The 20,289-nt window shown below is 38.3% G+C and carries 22 protein-coding genes; 12 read left to right on the forward strand and 10 right to left on the reverse strand.

Going from position 1 to position 20,289, the window contains the following annotated elements:
- Positions 1-130: 130 nt before the first annotated feature.
- Positions 131-1,366 carry a PucR family transcriptional regulator gene (locus ACH0CI_RS18980; RefSeq protein ID WP_025752458.1) on the reverse strand — a complete coding sequence of 412 codons (1,236 nt, stop codon included), beginning with the start codon at positions 1,364-1,366 and terminating at the stop codon, positions 131-133.
- Between the two features lie 396 nt (positions 1,367-1,762).
- On the opposite strand from ACH0CI_RS18980, the gene gndA reads away from it, so the two are divergent.
- Positions 1,763-3,175, forward strand: a complete 1,413-nt coding sequence (gene gndA / locus ACH0CI_RS18985) for an NADP-dependent phosphogluconate dehydrogenase (RefSeq protein ID WP_013059861.1) — start codon at positions 1,763-1,765, stop codon at positions 3,173-3,175.
- Positions 3,176-3,217: 42 nt separating this feature from the next.
- On the opposite strand, the gene zwf is transcribed toward gndA, so the two are convergent.
- Together zwf and ACH0CI_RS18995 are read right to left on the reverse strand one after the other, a co-directional pair.
- Positions 3,218-4,720, reverse strand: a complete 1,503-nt coding sequence (gene zwf, locus ACH0CI_RS18990; protein WP_013085508.1) for a glucose-6-phosphate dehydrogenase — start codon at positions 4,718-4,720, stop codon at positions 3,218-3,220.
- Between the two features lie 305 nt (positions 4,721-5,025).
- Entirely contained in the window at positions 5,026-5,472 is a 447-nt protein-coding gene (locus ACH0CI_RS18995; protein WP_013085507.1) for a staygreen family protein, read from the reverse strand.
- 177 nt (positions 5,473-5,649) lie between these two features.
- Between ACH0CI_RS18995 and ACH0CI_RS19000 the strand changes: the two genes are divergently transcribed.
- The 3 genes from ACH0CI_RS19000 (at position 5,650) to ACH0CI_RS19010 (ending at position 7,132) form a co-directional block, all read left to right on the forward strand.
- Entirely contained in the window at positions 5,650-6,324 is a 675-nt protein-coding gene (locus tag ACH0CI_RS19000; RefSeq protein WP_028411955.1) for a uracil-DNA glycosylase, read from the forward strand.
- 115 nt (positions 6,325-6,439) lie between these two features.
- Positions 6,440-6,745 carry a YwdI family protein gene (locus tag ACH0CI_RS19005; RefSeq protein WP_406902090.1) on the forward strand — a complete coding sequence of 102 codons (306 nt, stop codon included), beginning with the start codon at positions 6,440-6,442 and terminating at the stop codon, positions 6,743-6,745.
- A 15-nt stretch (positions 6,746-6,760) separates the two neighbouring features.
- Complete coding sequence (locus tag ACH0CI_RS19010; protein WP_406902091.1) at positions 6,761-7,132, forward strand: DUF423 domain-containing protein; 372 nt, start codon at positions 6,761-6,763, stop codon at positions 7,130-7,132.
- Between the two features lie 24 nt (positions 7,133-7,156).
- Here ACH0CI_RS19010 and gerQ read toward each other — a convergent pair whose 3' ends face one another.
- From gerQ to hemQ, 3 genes are all read right to left on the reverse strand, one after another.
- Complete coding sequence (gene gerQ / locus ACH0CI_RS19015) at positions 7,157-7,636, reverse strand: spore coat protein GerQ (RefSeq protein ID WP_406902092.1); 480 nt, start codon at positions 7,634-7,636, stop codon at positions 7,157-7,159.
- Between the two features lie 26 nt (positions 7,637-7,662).
- Entirely contained in the window at positions 7,663-8,085 is a 423-nt protein-coding gene (locus ACH0CI_RS19020; RefSeq protein WP_016765947.1) for a cell wall hydrolase, read from the reverse strand.
- 156 nt (positions 8,086-8,241) lie between these two features.
- Positions 8,242-8,985 carry a hydrogen peroxide-dependent heme synthase gene (gene hemQ, locus ACH0CI_RS19025; RefSeq protein ID WP_013059854.1) on the reverse strand — a complete coding sequence of 248 codons (744 nt, stop codon included), beginning with the start codon at positions 8,983-8,985 and terminating at the stop codon, positions 8,242-8,244.
- Positions 8,986-9,261: 276 nt separating this feature from the next.
- On the opposite strand from hemQ, the gene pta reads away from it, so the two are divergent.
- Positions 9,262-10,233 (forward strand): phosphate acetyltransferase, encoded by a 972-nt coding sequence (pta, locus tag ACH0CI_RS19030; protein WP_406902093.1) that lies wholly within the window; start codon positions 9,262-9,264, stop codon positions 10,231-10,233.
- A gap of 31 nt (positions 10,234-10,264) precedes the next feature.
- Here pta and lipL read toward each other — a convergent pair whose 3' ends face one another.
- Both lipL and ACH0CI_RS19040 read right to left on the reverse strand, forming a co-directional pair.
- The gene (gene lipL / locus ACH0CI_RS19035; protein ID WP_028411958.1) at positions 10,265-11,116 is read right to left on the reverse strand and encodes an octanoyl-[GcvH]:protein N-octanoyltransferase; all 852 of its coding nucleotides are present in this window, start codon (positions 11,114-11,116) and stop codon (positions 10,265-10,267) included.
- Positions 11,117-11,244: 128 nt separating this feature from the next.
- Positions 11,245-11,919 carry an RsfA family transcriptional regulator gene (locus tag ACH0CI_RS19040; protein WP_033580385.1) on the reverse strand — a complete coding sequence of 225 codons (675 nt, stop codon included), beginning with the start codon at positions 11,917-11,919 and terminating at the stop codon, positions 11,245-11,247.
- Positions 11,920-12,120: 201 nt separating this feature from the next.
- On the opposite strand from ACH0CI_RS19040, the gene ACH0CI_RS19045 reads away from it, so the two are divergent.
- The 3 genes from ACH0CI_RS19045 (at position 12,121) to ACH0CI_RS19055 (ending at position 14,379) form a co-directional block, all read left to right on the forward strand.
- Positions 12,121-12,345, forward strand: a complete 225-nt coding sequence (locus ACH0CI_RS19045; RefSeq protein ID WP_013059850.1) for a YuzB family protein — start codon at positions 12,121-12,123, stop codon at positions 12,343-12,345.
- Between the two features lie 193 nt (positions 12,346-12,538).
- Complete coding sequence (locus tag ACH0CI_RS19050) at positions 12,539-13,846, forward strand: HD domain-containing protein (protein ID WP_013059849.1); 1,308 nt, start codon at positions 12,539-12,541, stop codon at positions 13,844-13,846.
- A gap of 23 nt (positions 13,847-13,869) precedes the next feature.
- On the forward strand, positions 13,870-14,379 hold the full coding sequence (locus tag ACH0CI_RS19055; RefSeq protein ID WP_033580386.1) for a YwgA family protein: 510 nt from the start codon (positions 13,870-13,872) through the stop codon (positions 14,377-14,379).
- A gap of 46 nt (positions 14,380-14,425) precedes the next feature.
- Here the strand turns inward: ACH0CI_RS19055 and ACH0CI_RS19060 are convergent, their stop codons facing one another.
- Entirely contained in the window at positions 14,426-14,611 is a 186-nt protein-coding gene (locus ACH0CI_RS19060; protein ID WP_013085497.1) for a 2-hydroxymuconate tautomerase, read from the reverse strand.
- A gap of 273 nt (positions 14,612-14,884) precedes the next feature.
- On the opposite strand from ACH0CI_RS19060, the gene ACH0CI_RS19065 reads away from it, so the two are divergent.
- On the forward strand, positions 14,885-15,532 hold the full coding sequence (locus tag ACH0CI_RS19065) for a site-2 protease family protein (RefSeq protein ID WP_028411960.1): 648 nt from the start codon (positions 14,885-14,887) through the stop codon (positions 15,530-15,532).
- 16 nt (positions 15,533-15,548) lie between these two features.
- On the forward strand, positions 15,549-16,061 hold the full coding sequence (locus ACH0CI_RS19070; protein WP_176344915.1) for a YwhD family protein: 513 nt from the start codon (positions 15,549-15,551) through the stop codon (positions 16,059-16,061).
- A 38-nt stretch (positions 16,062-16,099) separates the two neighbouring features.
- Here the strand turns inward: ACH0CI_RS19070 and ACH0CI_RS19075 are convergent, their stop codons facing one another.
- A complete protein-coding gene (locus tag ACH0CI_RS19075) occupies positions 16,100-18,166 on the reverse strand; it encodes a transglycosylase domain-containing protein (protein ID WP_406902094.1) in 2,067 nt (688 codons plus the stop codon).
- Positions 18,167-18,432: 266 nt separating this feature from the next.
- On the opposite strand from ACH0CI_RS19075, the gene speE reads away from it, so the two are divergent.
- Together speE and speB are read left to right on the forward strand one after the other, a co-directional pair.
- Positions 18,433-19,260 carry a spermidine synthase gene (gene speE, locus ACH0CI_RS19080; protein ID WP_013059843.1) on the forward strand — a complete coding sequence of 276 codons (828 nt, stop codon included), beginning with the start codon at positions 18,433-18,435 and terminating at the stop codon, positions 19,258-19,260.
- Positions 19,261-19,335: 75 nt separating this feature from the next.
- Positions 19,336-20,214: an agmatinase gene (gene speB, locus ACH0CI_RS19085; protein ID WP_028411962.1), complete on the forward strand. Its 879-nt coding sequence runs from the start codon at positions 19,336-19,338 to the stop codon at positions 20,212-20,214.
- Positions 20,215-20,289: the final 75 nt, after the last annotated feature.

A 20,289-nucleotide genomic window follows, 5' to 3' on the forward strand; every position in this document is an offset into this window, starting at 1 on the left:
TACTTATCAGAATTTTTGGTTTTTATGTAAGGTAACCTAACATCATAAGGAAATAAAAAGTAAAAAAAGAGCTATTCATTTATTTTCTAATAAATGAATAGCTTAATGTTAAAAAAAGTTACATCATCTGTTATTTTTTATATTTCATTAACTTAATATCAATATAAAGAGTCATTTTTTGATTAACGTCCTTTAAGTTGATATCACCAATCTCTGAAATTCGCTTTAACCGATAGCTAAGTGTATTCATATGCACATTTAATTCTTTGGCTGCTTCGTTAATGTTATTATCATTATTTAAAAATACTTCGAGAGTCTCCACCAAGTTGCTATTATGACGAAGATCGTAATCAGTTAGCTTCTTTAAAGAATGGTTTTCAAATTGATCTTGCACGCGCTTGTCTAAAATAACATCTAGAAATTGATAAATACCTAATTCTTGATAGTTAATAATCTCTTTCGTTTCTTCTGGAAACTTACTTTTCATATCTAATACGTTCAAGGCTTCTTTATAGCTTTTTTCGATATGATCGTGCGATGAATAAATACTGCTGCAGCTGGCTTTAATTTGAGTAACATCAAAGCGTTCATACATGTTACCTCTAAAATAGTCTACAAAATCTCGCTGTTCATCAAGAGGATTTTCAACCGCATCCAAAGAAAGCAGTAAGATTAAATCATTGCAATCAATCGTATAAAGAACGATTTTCAAGCGATGCATTGTTTTTAACATATACGAGATTTGGCGTTCAGCTTCAGGCGTAATATCTTCCTGGAAGCGGAAGATAGCAATGGAAAACGTTGATGGAGCCGTAATTTGAGCTTCATAAAACGCTTCTGAAATTTCTTGGCGAGACTTAATATGGCCAGTTAATAATTTCCAGAAAAATTCCTGTGAGCGCTCTTCTCGTTTATATTTTCGAATTTGAAGCTGCAGCAATTTATTTTTTAATACATTCGCAGCTTTTTTTAATAGTTCTACTTCTTCATCGCCTAAGGCTTTCTCAATTTCAACAGCCCAGATGAATCCTAGAACTTCTTCATTTTTCCAGATGGAAATAGCTATACGATCTCCAAGCCCAATTTCATTTATATTTTTCACTCGCACAGGTTCATTTGTCTCAAGCAGTTTAGGAATAATGCCTTCTTTCCATAAGTTGTTAATGACTTTTTCCGGAACTCTTCTTCCAATAATCGTAGCAATACGCGCTTGGTCCGTTCTTTCATCATGGGTGCTGTAAGCTAGTAAGCGATGATTAGCATCTTCAATCGTAATAGGGCAGTTCAATACCTCGCTAATGCGATCAGCAAATTCTTCAAGCGTATCAAAATTTTCTTTGAACGGATCTTTGATTGGTTTTGTCATATATAAAATCCCTCTTCATAAAACAAAATAAGTACTAGTGCAGCTTTTTTAGCTGCAGTAAATATAGTAAAACGGTAACAACCGTGTTGATCATCAATTCATTGAAATGATTAACTGCTTAATATTTTAACAAAAGTAATTGTTTAAGAAAATGTTAAAATGCGTCTAAAGGTAGTTAAGAATGTACGGATGATTAGTAACTGCGTTCATTTCACTTATTTTATCGAAATTTTCTTCAAAATAATCAATGTTCGGTGAGCATGATTCTTTTCAAATGTGTATAATAAAACGTATGATTATGGTTATATCAAACTTGAATCTGTAACTTTCTTTATGATATGTTCAGTTACGATTAGGTTGACCAATTCATATTACACATGAAGGGAAGAATTTAACATGGCAAAACAACAAATCGGTGTTATCGGTTTAGCGGTTATGGGGAAAAACTTGGCGCTAAACATTGAGAGCAGAGGCTATTCTGTTTCAGTTTATAACCGCTCTCCTGAAAAGACAGAAGAGTTCCTAAAAACAGAAGCAGAAGGTAAAAATTTTGCAGGTACATACAGTGTGGAAGAGTTTATTAATTCTCTTGAAAAACCGCGTAAAATTTTATTAATGGTTAAAGCTGGTGCTGCTACAGATGCAACAATTGATTCGTTAAAACCATACTTAGAAAAAGGCGACATTTTAATCGATGGCGGAAATACATTCTTCCAGGATACAATTCGTCGTAACAAAGAGCTAGAAGAATTAGGTATCCATTTCATCGGTACAGGCGTATCCGGCGGAGAAGAAGGCGCATTAAAAGGACCTTCAATCATGCCTGGCGGACAAAAAGAAGCATATGAACTTGTAAAACCAATCTTAACAGCTATTTCAGCGAAAGTTGAAGGCGATGATTGCTGCACATACATTGGACCAAATGGTGCAGGTCACTACGTAAAAATGGTTCATAACGGCATCGAGTATGGCGATATGCAGTTAATTTGTGAAGCATACTTCATCATGAAAAACGTATTAGGCTTAGAAACAGATGAATTACATGAAGTATTTGCTGAATGGAATAAAGGCGAGCTAGATAGCTACTTAATTGAAATCACAGCTGATATCTTTACGAAAAAAGATGAAGAAACAGGTAAAGCACTTGTAGACGTTATTTTAGATACTGCAGGTCAAAAAGGTACAGGTAAATGGACAAGCCAAAGTGCGCTTGATTTGGGTGTACCACTACCAATCATTACGGAATCTGTATTTGCACGCTTTATTTCAGCTATGAAAGAAGAACGTGTAAAAGCAAGCAAAGTATTGAGCGGTCCAAATGCAGCTGCATTTGAAGGCGATAAAACCGAATTAGTAGAAGCAATTCGTAAAGCATTGTACATGAGTAAAATTTGTTCATATGCGCAAGGGTTTGCTCAAATGAAAGCAGCTTCTGAAGAATATGACTGGAATTTACAGTACGGTGATATTGCGATGATCTTCCGCGGTGGTTGTATCATCCGTGCACAATTCTTACAAAAAATTAAAGAAGCTTACGATCGCGATGCAGATCTAACAAACTTATTGTTAGACCCATACTTCAAGGATATCGTAGAAGGCTATCAGTCGGCTCTTCGTGAAGTTATTTCAATTGCGGTTAAACAAGGTATTCCTGTACCAAGTTTCTCAAGTGCATTAGCTTACTATGACAGCTACCGTACAGAAACGCTACCAGCGAACCTTTTACAAGCGCAACGTGACTACTTCGGAGCTCACACATATCAACGTGTTGATAAAGAGGGCGTATTCCATACTGAGTGGTTAAAATAAAAAACAAGAAAAGCAGCTGTATACTACAGCTGCTTTTTTTATTTACTCTTTAGGTGAGAAGTTGTCTTCTCCGACTGGCCACCAGTGGAAACCGTCTTCAGCAAGCAATGCGTCTGATTCTTTTGGTCCCATTGAACCTGATTCGTAGTTCGGGAAGTTTTGTGCTTTTGTGCTTTCCCATGCTTCTGAGATAGTATCAACAAATTTCCAAGAAAGGGCTACTTCATCCCAGTGAGTAAAGTTCGTTGCATCTCCAAGCATGCAATCATAAATAAGGCGTTCATAAGCTTCCGGTGTATTCATTTTATCTCCACAGTTATTGCAATAGTTCAAGTTAATCGGTGTGGATGATGTGGCACCTGGCGTTTTACGCGCGTTCAAGTGAAGCGTAATGCCTTCTTCCGGTTGGATATGAATGACAAGCAAGTTTGGATGAATTTCTTTATCTTTATTGAAGTACAGGTTCATTGGTAAGTCTTTGAACTGTACAACAATTGTCGTTGCTTTTTCTTTCATGCGTTTACCTGTACGGATATAAATCGGTACGCCAGCCCATCTGAAGTTATCAATCATAAGCTTACCAGATACAAATGTAGCGGTATTAGACTCAGGATCAACCGAGTTTCCTTCGCGATAGCCGATAACTTCTTCTCCTTCAAGTACACCTTTGCCGTATTGACCTCGTACAAAATAATCATCTACTTCATCCACTGATAAAGAGCGAAGAGCACGCAATACTTTTACTTTTTCACTGCGAATTTCTTCCGGTGTTAATTTAATCGGCGGTTCCATTGCAAGTAGGGCCACCATTTGAAGCATATGGTTTTGTACCATATCTCGAAGGGCACCTGAAGATTCATAATAACGGCCACGGTCTTCTACACCAAGCGTCTCACTAGACGTAATTTGGATGTTTGAAATGTATTGGTTGTTCCACATCGGTTCAAATAGAGCATTTGCAAAACGGATAACTTCGATATTTTGCACCATTTCTTTACCGAGATAGTGGTCGATACGATAAATTTGATCTTCCTTAAATGCATGGCGAATTTGTTCATTTAATTCTTTAGCAGAAGGATAATCATGGCCAAACGGCTTTTCAATGACTAGGCGGCTCCAGCCTTCTGTTTGTGTTAAACCTTCATTTTTTAAATTCGAAGCAATCGTTCCGAAAAATTCAGGTGCCATTGCTAGATAGAAAATACGATTTCCAGGCACGTTGTATTGCTCATCAAGGCTTTCTGTTAGGCTTTTTAATTCTTGATAAGAAGCGACATCTGTTACGTCAAACGGTTGGTAATAAAAATGTGAAGCAAACTTTTCAATGTCAGCGTCACTGTTTTTGAAACTGCTCACTGATTTTTTTACATTTTCGCGTAATTCGTCATTAGTCCAAGGTCTTCTTGCGACACCAACAACAGCGAAATCTTCCGATAGTTTGTTCGCTTTATATAAGCGGAAAATAGAGGGGAATAACTTACGTTTTGCTAAATCACCTGTAGCGCCAAAAATTACGATAATGGATTTTGGTTGTACATTTGTCATTACTTCTAGGACCTCACTTTGTCGTAGTTACGTTCAATTTTTTTCCGCTTTAACAGACAACACTTAAATGAAATCTGGGGATTCATTGCCCGTTAAACTCGGCCTTTATAAACAAACGAATGATTGCTTGTTTACCTTTTCCTTTATGTATAGAACTACTAATAAATTGTAACGATTTTAAAGGGTTAACGCAAATAGATTAAAACAATTTGTAGTTATTATTCCATGTTTTTAACAAGTTTAAAAGTATTTTGTTTCGAATACGGAGAAAAAGCTACCGTTATTTTAACAGTAGCTTTTCTCATTTATTTATATTGATACAGGGAACCGATAGATTTTTTTGTTGAAAATGGCAGCTCAGGGCTATCGGCAATGATAAAAATAGGACAGTGCATTAAAAGTGGATGTTTTTCGAAAAAGGAAGCATCAGCGTGATAGATAGACGATAGAATAACAGGGAGCTGTTCTAAAAAGTGAAGGTAGCGTGTAATGGTTTCATCTGTTGATGTATGCGCACCGATGTAATAATACACAGTAAGGGAATAAAAACCTTTATCGAAGACGAAGGATGCTAAATATTCGTTCCGCTCTTTTTGCATATGATCGTAGGCAAATTCAATGCCGATTTGAATGGAAGGAACAGAAGTGTGTTGACCTGGGAAAACGGTGTATTTTCTTGGTATCATTGGTTCAACGGGTGTAACACCCAGGCTGTAGGTTACGTCTATTTGGTGGGGATTGCTGATGATCATATGGAATCCCTCCTTTAATATAAAAATACACTCTTTATAAGTGTATACAAAGTTTCATTGAACATGACAATATTAAAATATGCCCAGGCTCTCAGCGTATTTAAAGCAGGCAACGTTTGAGCAGGCGGCAGAGTTTACGATAAAATAACAAAAAAGATTATTATGAGGTGATAAGCAATGAGTATTTTAAAAAATGACTGGGCTCCTTTATTAGAAGAAGAATTTCAAAAAGACTATTACATACAGCTTCGAGAATTTTTAGTGGATGAATATAATCACCACACCATTTATCCTGATAAATATGATATTTTTAACGCTTTGCACTATACGGATTATAAAAATGTAAAAGTTGTCATATTGGGACAAGATCCTTATCATGGACCAAATCAAGCGCATGGACTGAGCTTCTCTGTTCAACCAGGAGTCAAAACACCGCCTTCTTTAGTGAATATTTACAAAGAGCTGAAAAATGAAATGGACTATCACATTCCGAATAACGGTTATTTAGTCAAATGGGCAGAACAAGGTGTTCTTTTGCTTAACACTGTTTTGACGGTTAGAAGAGGGGAAGCGAATTCTCACAAAGGAAAAGGATGGGAACAGCTGACGGACCGCATTATTGAATTAGTGGCACAAAAAGAGGAGCCGGTCGTGTTTTTGCTGTGGGGCAAACATGCACAAGCTAAAAAAGAGCTCATTCATCATTCACACCATTTAATTTTGGAAAGCCCGCATCCTAGCCCATTTTCAGCTAATCGAGGCTTTTTTGGCAATAATCATTTTCAACGAGCAAATGAGTTTTTGCTCCAACACGGACGTCAATCCATCGATTGGCAAATTGATGATGTGTAAAAGTGAGCATTTCATGAAGATTAGCTTCAGACATAGCCTCCTATTTCATCTTTTGATAAAATAGCTGTATAAAGTCATATTGAATGTAAGATGAGGTGTCTACATGGATATAAAAATGGCGCAGCTCCTTGATAAAATTAGTGCAGAAGTACAAAAAGCAAAGCACCATTCGAATAGTGGGAATGTTCGAGATCAATTGGTTGCCATAAAAGCACTGTGTGAGCTTGCATTAGATCAAAATGAAGAGGTTTCAGTATCGAAACCTATCTCGGTTTCAAAACCTGTTGTCATGTCTTCACCGGAAATTATGCAATCGCCTGAGATTATGCAGCAACAGATTATTCAGTCATCCAAACCTAATTTTGAGGGAACGAAATTGAAATCAGATGATGCAAACGGCGATAGTTTGTTTGATTTCTAAAGTAAGGAGAAAAAAATGAAACTATTTTTAATAATCGGTGCAATCAATGCGATGTTAGCGGTTGCTCTTGGTGCTTTTGGAGCACACGGGTTAGAAGGGAAAATCTCAGAGAAGTATTTAGAGGTATGGAGAACAGGAGTGCAGTACCAGATGTTCCATGCAATAGGACTGTTTGTCATTGCGTTTCTATTAAGCAAATTTCCTCAGTCTTCTTTGTTAACAGCTTCGGGCTGGATTATGTTCGCGGGGATTGTGCTGTTTTCAGGCAGTCTCTATGTATTAAGTACGTGCGGCATTAAAGTTCTCGGCGCGATTACTCCGCTAGGTGGAGTTGCATTTATTGTGGCTTGGATTTTAATTGTTGTTGCAGCTGTAAAATGGCTATAAAAAAACCCCTGAAAAGGGGTTTTTTTAACGCGGAGAATAATTGCTCAACTGCTGTCCTCCACCGCTAAACGGATAATTATATTTGATTGGACCCTCAAAAGTAATGTAATCGAGATAAACCATAAGCAGTACATAGCGGGTGCCAGTTTGCGGATCACTTAAAATGATATGATCGCGTCCGGCTGCTTCAATTTCTCCTCTAAAGACCTTCGCGTTCCACTGCGTATTATTTTCAAACGTCATATATACAGTCGCTATTTTTCCTCGATTCAAACGTAAGATATTTTCAATATATGATTCTTCAATGGGCAGTTGATTTGGGTCTTGCGGGGCACCACTGCCTCCAGAAGAGGTAGGGGGCGGACCTCCTTGGCTTTGCCCTTGAACCTGCTGGCCGCCTGGCTGGGGCTGCTGCGGCTGAGGCATATAATAAGGGTAGTTTGGACTCATATACGGATTTTGCATATATTGCTGTTGCGGTTGATTAGACTTTGGTTTTTTCATAGGAACCTCCTTCAAACAAAAAGAAATTAGTAAACTCCTGGACAATCAGCTTGAGTTGGTGCAAAGAAACAGTGAGATTTAAATCGTCCTGTGTTATTTTGGTTATACCATTGAGCAGGACAGTCGCCGCTGGGCTTGAAAAACCACAGTGAGTTTTCCGCGGGGTTAAAACGTTCCCCTCTTAATACACGTCGTGCAAGTGTAATTTCAGACTGGCGGGCACGCTGATAAAAGTAGCCTTTTTGAGTTGCTTCAAATCCGCCTGGGTTTTGAAATACCATCTGACGAATGGTTCTTATATTTCTAAAATCCAAACAGGGAGCTTTAGCGCGGTTCACGCCTACATTTCCTACCAGTAACATCCCTTGTTTTCCTTCACTTTCAGCTTCAGCTCGAATGAGTCTGGCTAGGAGCTTAACATCTTCTTCGTTGTGTGCAACGACTGCCATTATCCCACCTCGCTTACTTGTGACACTGTTGTATATATATGGTCCTGTAGATGCGAATATGCCATGGGTAGAAAATAAAAAAACCTATTTCCAAGTGGAAACAGGTTTTTTATATACTAAATTTTATAAAAGAGATGAACGCTTTTGCAGCTTAGTTTAAACGTGTAAAAAGCGTGCAATAGCTTCTTCTTTTAATAAATTTCCGACAAAGAAGCTGCCAAATTCCCCGTAGCGAGCACTTACTTCGTCAAAACGCATTTCGTATACTAATTTTTTAAATTGAAGAACGTCATCTGCAAAAAGAGTAACGCCCCACTCATAATCATCAAACCCAACAGAACCCGTAATGATTTGCTTTACTTTTCCAGCGTATTGACGTCCAATCATTCCGTGGCTGCGCATTAAGCTGCGTCGTTCTTCCATAGGAAGCATGTACCAATTGTCATTTCCTTGACGACGTTTATCCATTGGATAAAAGCAAACGTGACTAGCTTTTGGTAAAGTTGGATATAGTCTAGCTTGGATTTGAGGATTTTCATAAGGATCCTCCCCAGCAGGTAAGTAGTTGCTTAATTCAACTACTGATACATATGAATAAGTAGGAATGGTAAACTCAGCAAGCTTTGTTTTGTTAAATTCTGTTTCAATTTCATTTAGTTCTTCCATAGTAGGACGAACAAGCATTAGCATAAAATCTGCTTTTTGGCCGACAATGGTATATAAAGCATGACTGCCTTGCTTTTCAGCTTCAGTTCCTTTCCATTTCTCAATCAAACCTAAAAATTCATGGATGGCCGCTTGGCGATCGTCGCTTGATAACTGCTTCCAAGCGCCCCAATCGATTGAACGGAAATCATGAAGTGCATACCAACCGTCTAATGTTTGTGCTGCTTCTGCCATTTCGTTTCACTCCTATTGTCCGATTATGATAAATTCCAATTCTACTATATCATAGTTTGTCCGAAGAACTGGAATGAAAAACCTGTGATTTTGTGACTAAACTTTAAACAATTGTTGCAAAGTAAAAACAGGTTTTATTTTGAGTGTTAGCGGAAAATTAAGAATTAAAAGACTTTTTCGTAATCATGGATTCTTGAAGGACATGCCTTTGATTTTTAAAAAAAGTGGAGTATCCTATTATGAGAAAAGTTTTTTACATATCGAGGAGGATTTACTTTGAGTGATTTATTTACAGGTTTAAAACAAAAAGTATCAGCTAGCGATGTATCAATCGTATTCCCAGAGGGATTAGATGAGCGCGTATTAGGTGCTGTTTCTCGTTTAGCTGCCGACAATATCTTAAAGCCTATCGTTGTTGGAAATAAAGACGCGGTAGCATCAAAAGCAGCAGAATTAAACTTAAAATTAGACGGTGTTGAGGTTTTAGATCCTCAAAGCTACTCTGAATTTGATGAAATGGTGGCAGCATTTGTTGAGCGTCGTAAAGGCAAAGCAACAGAAGAAGATGCTCGCAAAATTTTATTAGATGAAAATTATTTTGGCACAATGCTTGTTCATATGAACAAAGCTGACGGTCTTGTAAGCGGAGCTGCTCATTCTACAGCAGACACGGTGCGACCTGCTCTACAAATTATCAAAACAAGACAAGGTGTTAAGAAAACATCTGGCGTATTTATCATGGTTCGCGGCGATCAAAAATACGTATTTGCTGACTGTGCAATTAATATTTCACCTGACAGCCAAGATTTAGCTGAAATTGCTATCGAAAGTGCTCGTACAGCTGAAATGTTCGATATCGATCCTCGTGTTGCTATGCTAAGCTTCTCAACAAAAGGATCAGCAAAATCTCCGGAAACAGAAAAGGTAGCAAACGCAGTAGAAATTGCAAAAGAATTAGCACCAAGCGTAACATTAGACGGCGAATTCCAATTCGACGCAGCATTTGTTCCTTCTGTAGCTGAAAAGAAAGCACCAGGTTCAGTGATCAAAGGAGATGCAAACGTATTTGTATTCCCAAGCCTTGAAGCAGGTAACATTGGTTACAAAATTGCACAGCGCTTAGGAAACTTCGAAGCAGTAGGTCCAATCTTACAAGGTCTAAACAAACCGGTAAACGATCTATCTCGCGGTTGTAACGAAGAAGATGTGTACAAGCTTGCTTTAATCACAGCTGCTCAAGCACTTTAATAAAAAAACTCCGTCCTAGGGCGGAGTTTTTTTATTCGGCTAATGAACCCAACGCTTTTTCATTGCGGTCATACATGCGCTGCAGCTGCGTCTCAAACAGCATTTGTTCGGTAGCATTTAAAGGCATATTTACAAGAGAAGAGCTCATGCTATTCAGTGTTTGCAATAAAAGCAGCATGACATCAGAAACGGTTAAATCAATCTGTAATAGTTCAGATAGAGAAGCCATTGTATGAGGCTCGATATCTGGGTATGAAAATTTAGTTTCTGTGTTTTGGAGCCCTTTTTTGTAAAACTCTTGAATGAGAGAAGCGCGTTTAGAGCCGCTTCCGTTAACGCATAAGTAAATTTGTACGGCCACACCGCCGCGAACGCGTCGCTGTGAAATGCCTGCAAATTTTTGATTGCGAATGCTCAAATCAAAGCTGCCGGGACAATAGGATCCTACGATTTCCTTCGCTTCAATTGCGGTACCGTAAGATGCAAACATGGCCTTAATCAAATCAAACATGGCTTCATAGCCACGATCAATATCAATTCCTTTTTCTGCATCTGGAAAAATTAAAGAAATGTTTAGAACATCTTGATCAAGTACGACAGCGAGGCCGCCTGAATTGCGGACGATTGTTTTATACCCTTGTTCATGTAAATAAGCTGCACCTTCAGCCAGGTGAGGGAGCTTTGTATCTTGAATGCCTAATACAATCGTATCGTGATGCACCCATGAGCGCATGACAGCTGGAGATTCACCTCTTCCAACGGTTGTACAAAGCGTGTCATCGATGGCAAAAGAATGACGGGCATCAAAATGAGGACCTAGACTGGATTGATCAATAATACGCCAAGCGGGCTGTGCTAAAAGTTTCAAACTATTCTGCTGCATATCTCAAACCCCTTTATAAACAGTAAACGAACATATTATAGCATAAAGGCGTCAGGTCATTGTCTGTAAAATAGAAAAAGAAGAAAGCAGAGCCAAGTTTGACATCCCTCTTTCTTCATTCGTGTAGCTTATTCAGCCATTTTCTCAAGATTTCCGTTACGATCCATTTTAAACGTAGTAGAAGAACGCTCTTCTTCATCAAATAGAGCTAACTTTCGCGCACGGTTCATGATTTGCATTAATGTTTCATAGTCTTCTTGAATAGTAGTAGCATTAGCTTCGAGATGTTTAATTTGTTTTTCCAACTCTGTGTTTTTCTTAGCTAACTCTGCATTTTCTTGCATCAAGCGTTTGTTTTCGCTTTGCAATGCTTGTAAATTGCTCGCTTGATTTGGCATTGTTTGTAAGAAGCGAATAACATCAGCCATTGAAAGCTCCTCACTGCTGCTTCTTTCTACGTGTGTTTCAGGTAAGCTATATGTTGCTGTAGGCGCAGACATCATTTGTTCCACATGCTCTACAGATGCTGGTGGCGTATATAATAATTTCTTTTTGCCTTGCTCTTGTCCAAGTGCACGCATACGCTGTTTCCGCTGTTTTTTAGCTAGCTGCAGTGCTTTTTCATACTGATGGCGTACAACAGCATTCCATCTGAATCCACATGCTGCTGAAGTTCGATTTAATTCATCTCCAACTTCTTCAAACGCATTCAACTGCGTACTTCCTTCGCGGACATGGCGTAATACTGTTTCAGCTAATAATAAGTCGTTTTCTTCTGTCCAAGCATCTTGTCTATCTTTCACTTTGTTCACTCCTCTATTTTCCATGACTCATAGTAATCATGTTTTGTAGTATCATCATGTACAAAAAATCCATACTTTATACCATTTCTTCTAGGAGTATGATAGATTTTGCTTCCTTCTTTAACTTGCATCGGACTTCAAATAGGGGTAAAATACCCCTTAGGCAAAATGATGAACCAATTTTGAAAGGATTGTGTCAACATGGCAAATGAATTTAGAATTTGTGATGATTGTCAGGCAACAAACGTCAAAACGTTGTTACCTCGACTTAAAAAAATAGATGAACAAGCTGAAGTACAAATCGGTTGCCAGTCTTACTGTGGACCCGGACGTAAAAAGTCATTTGCATTTGTAAATAACCGTCCTGTAGCAGCGCCAACAGAGGACGAATTAATCGAGAAGATTGAAAAAAAAGTAAAAAAATAGATAGTGAAACAATAAATAGCTGCTTTTCTGCTACTTATTTGTCGAACGAGCTTCTTACAAACAGAATCGCCTTGTTTGTTAGGTAAATCACCTTGGTTGCTTGACAAGGTGATTTTTTATTCTGAATAGGAAAATAGGAAGTGAGTGTCGAAAAATTATAGCAACAACAAAGTGAAGATAGAGAGGTATGTAAATGACATATCCTAATGAAAAACTCAGTGAAGAAAAAGTATTTAAAGATCCTGTTCACCGCTATATCCATGTAAGAGATCGTGTTATTTGGGAGCTAATTGGGACAGCCGAATTTCAAAGGCTGCGTCGTATTAGACAGCTAGGAACGACATACTTAACGTTTCATGGGGCTGAACACAGCCGTTTTAGTCATTCCTTAGGTGTTTATGAAATTGTGCGCCGTATTATTGACGACGGTTTTCAAGGACGCCCTGAATGGAATGAAGATGAGCGTCTTCTTTGTCTTTGTGCGGCTTTACTGCACGATTTAGGTCACGGTCCGTTTTCACATTCATTTGAGAAGGTTTTCCACTTAGATCATGAAGAATTTACACAAGCCATTATCGTAGGTGACACGGAGGTAAATCAAGTGTTGACGAAAGTGGGAAAGGATTTTCCTAAAAAAGTGGCCGAAGTAATCGCGAAAACATATGAAAATAAGCTTGTCGTTAGTTTAATTTCCAGTCAAATTGATGCAGATCGCATGGATTATTTGCAGCGTGATGCGTATTACACAGGAGTAAGCTACGGTCACTTTGATATGGAACGAATTCTTCGCGTTATGCGTCCTCGGGAAGACCAAGCCGTGATTAAACACAGCGGTATGCATGCGGTTGAAGATTATATTATGAGCCGCTACCAAATGTACTGGCAAGTGTATTTTCATCCTGTTACGAGAAGTGCTGAAGTTATTTTGACAAAAATTTTACATCGCGCGAAAGAGCTCCATCATCATTACTATGAGTTCAAGCAGGAGCCCACTCATTTTTATTCGATTTTTGAAGAAGAAATATCGCTAAAAGAGTATTTGAAATTAGATGAATCTGTTATTTTATTTTATTTTCAAGCATGGGAAGAAGAAGAGGATGAAATTTTATCTGATCTATGCCGAAGATTTATGAATCGTCAGCTTTTTAAATACATTGAGTTTAATCCAAATTCACAAATGAAAATGTGGATGGAGCTTACAACACTTTTTAAAAAAGCGGGCATTAACCCAGATTATTATTTAGTCGTCGATTCTTCAAGCGACCTACCATACGATTTTTATCGACCGGGTGAAGAGGAAGAACGTTTGCCGATTCATCTGTTGATGCCAAATAATGAAGTGCGTGAATTATCACGTCAGTCGGAGATTGTTGAAGCAATTTCAGGGAAAAAGAGAACCGATCATAAATTATATTTTCCACAAGATCTCATTGATCAATTGTCGTCTAAGCGAAAAGTTAAAGATCAGATTATAAACTTACTAAAAGGAGATCAGAGTTAAATAGTATAGGAGTTGAAGGGGCTGTGTTAAACGATCACGCAAAGATTGTGAAAGTATTTTCCGCGGCGGGAGAAGTTGTTGGCAGAAAAAAGTTACAAAAGATGATATTTATCGGAAAAAAACTGAAGTTTCCTTTTTATGAAAAGTATAATTTTCACTTTTTTGGACCTTATTCTGAGGAATTAACGCTTCGAATTGAGGAGCTGTGTAACTTGGGCTTTTTAAGTGAAATTAAAGAGAAAAAGGGCGGATATATGCAGTATCGTTACGTATTAACAGAAGCGGGAGAAGGATTTTTAAGTCACTATGATTTAGAGCTTCCTCACTTGCAGGAATGTATGAAGGATATGAACGAGCAAAGCTCTAAATTTTTGGAGCTCGTCTCTACGATTTTATATTTTGATAACTTATCTAAAGAAGAAGTAAAAGAAAAAGTGTTTACGTTAAAGCGTAAGCAAAACTATACAGAAGAAGACATTGCAGAAGCATACGAATATATTGAAAAACTTCAGGCAACTCTGTCTGTACATTAAAAAGATGCCATAGGTCAACTCCTATGGCATTTTTTTTATGTAGGCGTTATTGATCGCTCATGCGCTTGCCCGCTACAGCGTAATGGTTTTTAGACATTTCTTCGATGATAATGGATACTTTTTCAGGTGATGCACCTGTTGTTTCTACAACAGCATCCGTTACTTTTTCAACAAGAGCTCTTTTTTGATCATCTGTACGGCCCTCAAGCATCTTAACAGTTACAACTGGCATAATGTGTACACTCCTTTTTGGTCAGTATATGATTAGTGTACCCGTTTTCTGAATAAAATGACAGTATGAGGTAGTGATGCAGGCCATAATCTGTAGTATACTTTTTATCATAACATCGATGCTAAAAACCAAGTGGGGCCATAGGGAGCCCATGTCTGGTTTTTGAGACCTTTGAGGCCATATTCAAGAAGTCTTGTATCCTTCTTCGTAAGCAAACGGTTTATTTAGTAGATATGATGTGTAGAAATTATTTTAAAATAAAGGAGATAAAGAGTGGAACATTTTTTAGCTTTTTCATTGCAAGACCTTCCTTACGTGGTGATGACCCTTATTGTTGCATTCACACTGCATGAGTTTGCACATGCGTATGTAGCTTATTTATTTGGAGACCACACAGCTAAAAAGCAAGGAAGGCTAACGCTTTCTCCGCTGGCACATTTAGATCCATTTGGAACGCTTTTGTTAATTATCGCAGGTTTTGGGTGGGCGAAGCCGGTTCCTGTTAATCGCTATTTCTTTAAAAAGCCTCGTTTAGCTGGTATTCTAGTATCGATAGCGGGACCGTTTAGCAACTTGTTGTTGGCATTTATCGGCTTGCTTATTTACTATTTGATGAACAATGCCGCAGTGGACAACGATGCGCTTTATCGTTTTTTTACATTATTTATTCAAATAAACCTAACACTAGGCGTATTTAACTTGTTGCCTTTTCCGCCTTTAGACGGATACCGCGTGATTGAAGATCTCGTTCCGCCGTCTACGCGAGCCAAAATGACGCAGTATGAGTCTTGGGGTATTTTTGTATTTTTGATTCTTGTGATTACACCTCTGGATCGAATTGTAATCTGGCCGCTTCTAAACGGAGCAGCAACGTTTGTGATGAATATCTTTCAGCAGATATTAGCACCACTGATTTACTAAATAGAGGAGGCTTACTATGACTCAGCCAAAAAAGAAAAGTATAGGATTTAATATCATAAAAGACGATTCAACCGACGGCCACGGCGGCTACGGGGTTGGAGCGTTAAGTTTAGAAAACATTTCACCGGTTTTTGTTTGCCCAAGCGATGAAGAAGTATTTGTCGATATTGGTGCGATGCATGCCAGAAGTGTAGTAGAAAAAGGAATTAAGTTCTTACCGAATAAAGACGAGGTGCCAAACGGCAAGTTATATTGGCTTGTATGGGTAACGATTGATCGCAAGCAAGAAGGACCTTACTACGCAGGTATGACAGCATGTGAAATGACCGTTGATCGTGAAATTCGCCGCGGCTATAAGTCACTTCCTGAACATGTAAACAAAATGGATAAATCCTTAAAACGACGCATTATGATAGAAGAAATGGATAACAAGTCTAAGGCTTTGCTTCGTGAGTTTTTGAAGTCTCATAATGAAGAAATCTGGACGTTATCTAATGATGACTTAAAAGAAGCGCTTCAAACATCGTAATGCTAAAAAAAGCTTAAGGCCAAGGCCTTAAGCTTTTTTTAATCAAACCATTTTGGGAACCAGTGAAATTTTTTACCTTCTGTTTCAGGCTCTTTTTTCTTCGTTTTTGCTGCATGATCGATGTGATCAGTACAATATGTTTTAGGCTGTGTTCCAGTTAAATAATAAGCTTTATATTGAACAGGACATGATTTGGATGCTAACTTTCCATTTTGAGGATTAATGTTGACGCTCATTAATCCGTTTGGTGCTTTAAACTTTTCTTTTTTCTTCCCTTTTAAAGCATCTTCCATAAATAGCGCCCACATTTTTTTTGCGTATCCTTTTTCAGCTACATCATCCATTGTCCTTCCTTGATCATATCCAACCCAAACGCCTGAAACGAGCTGAGGAGAGTAGCCAATCATCCAGCTATCCGTAGAGGTTGTGCCGGATTTTCCCGCGTAAGGACGAGATACATATTTAGAAATAGGCTTTCCTGTGACGGTTGTATAGCCATTTAGCTTTTGATTAAACATGCCTGTCATTAAATGGGTAGTAAGAAAAGCATAGCGTCTATCAATGACTTGTTTCCGTTCAGAAGGAGCTTGATAAACAACTTCTCCGTCATGGGTTTCAATTCGTTTAATAAATGTTGGACGAATTTCTTTTCCGCCATTAGCAAAGATGCCGTACGCATTAACCATATCAATGACTTTGACAGGTGAAGTTCCAAGAGCTAAAGATGGAACTTTCTTTAAAGGTGATGATATACCAAGTGTTTTAGCGGTTTCGATCAAGCGATTTTCCCCAATGAACAAATGCGTTTTGACCGCATAAATATTGTCTGAAAGTGCGATGGCTTGAGCCATTGTAATAGGCGCATCTGCATAATAATTGTGATAGTTACTAGGCGTGTATGTCGAAACACCATCTTCTAATTTGAACGTCGTTTCTTCACTTTTCATTGGAGTGGATTCAGTAAAACCATCTTTTAATGCCGCATAGTATAAAAATGGCTTCATCGTTGAGCCAGGCTGTCTTACTGCTTGAGTAGCGCGGTTAAACGGGCTCTTTTCATAATCTCTTCCACCAATAAGAGCTTTCACTTGTCCATTTTTAGGATTCATCGCAACAAATGCACTTTGTACGTCTGAAGAGCTGCTGATAACATCTTTCATTTTTTCTTCTGCCGTTCGCTGCATCTTTTCATCCAGCGTTGTATAAACGCGAAGTCCATTTGTATAAATCATGGTTTCATCAATGCCTAAATCTTGCTTTAATTCTGCTAGCGCTGCATCCATAAAGTAAGAAGCGTCTTCTTTGTTAGGATCTTTTTCAGCAGGCTTTGAAAATGCTAGGGGAGTTACCAGCGCTTTTGTTGCTTGCTTCGACGTAATAATTCCATCCTCTTTCATGAGAGATAAAATGATATTTTGTCGTTTTTTTGCATTTTCCTGATGAATAAGAGGAGAGTAGTAGCTAGGGCCTTTTGGAATACCGGCTAACATACTCGCTTCACTTAACGTCAAATTTTTGGCGTGCTTATCAAAGTACAGCCTAGCTGCCGCTTCAATTCCATAAGCTCCATGGCCGTAGTAAATCGTATTCATGTAGCCTTCTAGAATTTGGTCTTTGCTATAATTCATTTCTAACCGAATCGTATACAGAGCTTCTTGAAGCTTTCGAGTCCACGTTTTGTCGTGCTCTAAAAACAAGTTTCGTGCATACTGCTGAGTAATAGTACTCGCACCCTGTACTTTTCCCATAGCTTTTATATCAGCTACAATTGCTCCGGCGATTCGATGCATATCAAAGCCGTGATGCTCGTAGAAGCGCTTATCTTCAACGGCTAAAGTCGCATCTTTTACGTAAGGTGAAATTTGATTAAGTGAAACCCAGTAGCGCTTTTGTCCATTGTGAACTTCATCAAGAACTTTACCGTTTGCTGAGTAGAAAACAGCTGTTTGAGAAACGTTTAGCGGAGGAGGGCCAGCGATTTTGGCGTAGAGAAAGATACTTATGTAGGCAAACAACAATAAAGCCCCCGCTAATATACCAAGGACGAGAAGAATTCGGAAGATGCGTCTTGCCTTTTTTAAATGTTCGGTTAATACCGTTTCCATTTCCATTCACCACCAATATGTGTCACTATGCACCGTACATGTTGCTTTCAACACAACAAAATTCTATTAAAAGAGCGGTGCAAGTAGATTCTAAAGCTTGTATCTATCATCAGTATGAAATAGAAAAGGAGGTTTTAAACCTCCATTGCTAAAAATTTTACTTGCTTTTTTGCTGAATTCATCTATACTTTTTTCATGTTTGTATAAATTATGTTAGGGTAATCTATGCATAGGTTAATTCTCAAAATAGAAGGGAAGATTTTGAAATGGAATTATGGTTCACAGAAAAGCAAACAAAGAACTTTGGTATTACAGCTAAAATTAATCGCACTTTACATACAGAGCAAACGGAGTTTCAAAAATTAGACATGGTTGAAACAGAAGAGTTTGGTAACATGCTCCTACTTGACGGTATGGTTATGACAACAGAAAAAGATGAGTTCGTTTATCATGAAATGGTTGCACATGTACCGTTATTTACGCATCCAAATCCAGAAAACGTACTAGTTGTAGGTGGAGGAGACGGAGGCGTAATCCGTGAAATCTTAAAACACCCAAGCGTAAAAAAAGCGACGTTAGTTGATATCGATGGAAAAGTTATTGAGTACTCAAAAAAATTCTTACCTTCAATTGCGGGTAAACTAGAAGATCCTCGTGTTGATGTACAAGTAGATGACGGATTTATGCACATCGCTAAAAGCGAGAACGAATACGATGTCATTTTAGTGGATTCAACAGAGCCAGTAGGTCCAGCTGTGAATTTATTTACAAAAGGATTCTATGCAGGTATCTCAAAAGCACTTAAAGAAGATGGTATCTTTGTTGCTCAATCGGACAACCCTTGGTTCACGCCAGAACTTATCTCAAATGTTCAGCGTGATGTAAGAGAAATCTTCCCGATTACACGTCTATACGTAGCAAATATTCCAACATACCCAAGCGGTTTATGGACATTTACAATGGGCTCAAAGAAACATGATCCATTGGAAGTAAGCGAAGATCGTTTCTTTGATATTGATACAAAATATTACACAAAAGAATTGCACAAAGCGGCATTTGCCTTACCTAAATTTGTGCAAGATCTTATTAAATAAGTTATCACATACAAGTGAGATGCCAGAGGTTTAAGGCTGGCATCTTTTCTATGAGTAATGAAGGAGGAACAAAATATGCGTTTTGATGAAGCTTATTCAGGTAATGTATTTATTGGCAGTCACCCTGTTTTTGAAGAAAGTGAAGCGGTTCTTTACGGAATGCCAATGGACTGGACAGTTAGCTATCGTCCAGGTTCACGATTTGGCCCAACTCGTATTCGTGAAGTATCAATTGGATTAGAAGAATACAGCCCGTATTTAGATCGGGAGCTAGAAGAAGTGAAATATTTTGATGCAGGAGATATTCCACTTCCATTTGGGAATCCTCAGCGCAGCTTGAACATAATTGAAGAGTATATCGACCAGCTTTTAGCAGCGGACAAGTTCCCATTAGGCATGGGCGGAGAGCATTTGGTTTCTTGGCCTGTTATGAAAGCTATGTATAAAAAATACCCGGATTTAGCCATTATCCATATGGATGCTCACACAGACCTTCGTGAAGAGTATGAAGGAGAACCACTTTCTCATTCCACTCCAATTCGTAAAGTTGCTGAACTAATCGGACCGGAGAATGTTTATTCATTTGGTATTCGTTCAGGAATGAAAGAAGAATTTCAATGGGCAAAAGAAAACGGTATGCATATTTCGAAATTTGAAGTTCTAGAGCCGTTAAAAGAGATTCTACCAACACTTGCAGGTCGTCCTGTTTATGTAACAATTGATATCGATGTATTAGATCCAGCGCACGCTCCTGGTACAGGAACAGTAGATGCAGGCGGTATCACATCAAAAGAGCTTTTAGCTTCTATTCACGCAATTGCTAAATCAGATCTTCGTATTGTCGGAGGAGATTTAGTCGAAGTAGCTCCAATTTATGATCCGTCTGAACAAACAGCTAATACAGCAAGCAAGCTTATTCGCGAAATGATCTTAGGCTGGGTTCAAAAGAAATAAATAAAGTAAAAAGGCGGCCGCCTACGGCCGCCTTTTTTGTTTAAAATATGTGAGTACGTCAAACACAGTGAAAAA

Source organism: Priestia sp. 179-F W1.4 NHS, assembly GCF_045369295.1.
In the GTDB taxonomy this organism is placed as follows: domain Bacteria; phylum Bacillota; class Bacilli; order Bacillales; family Bacillaceae_H; genus Priestia; species Priestia zanthoxyli.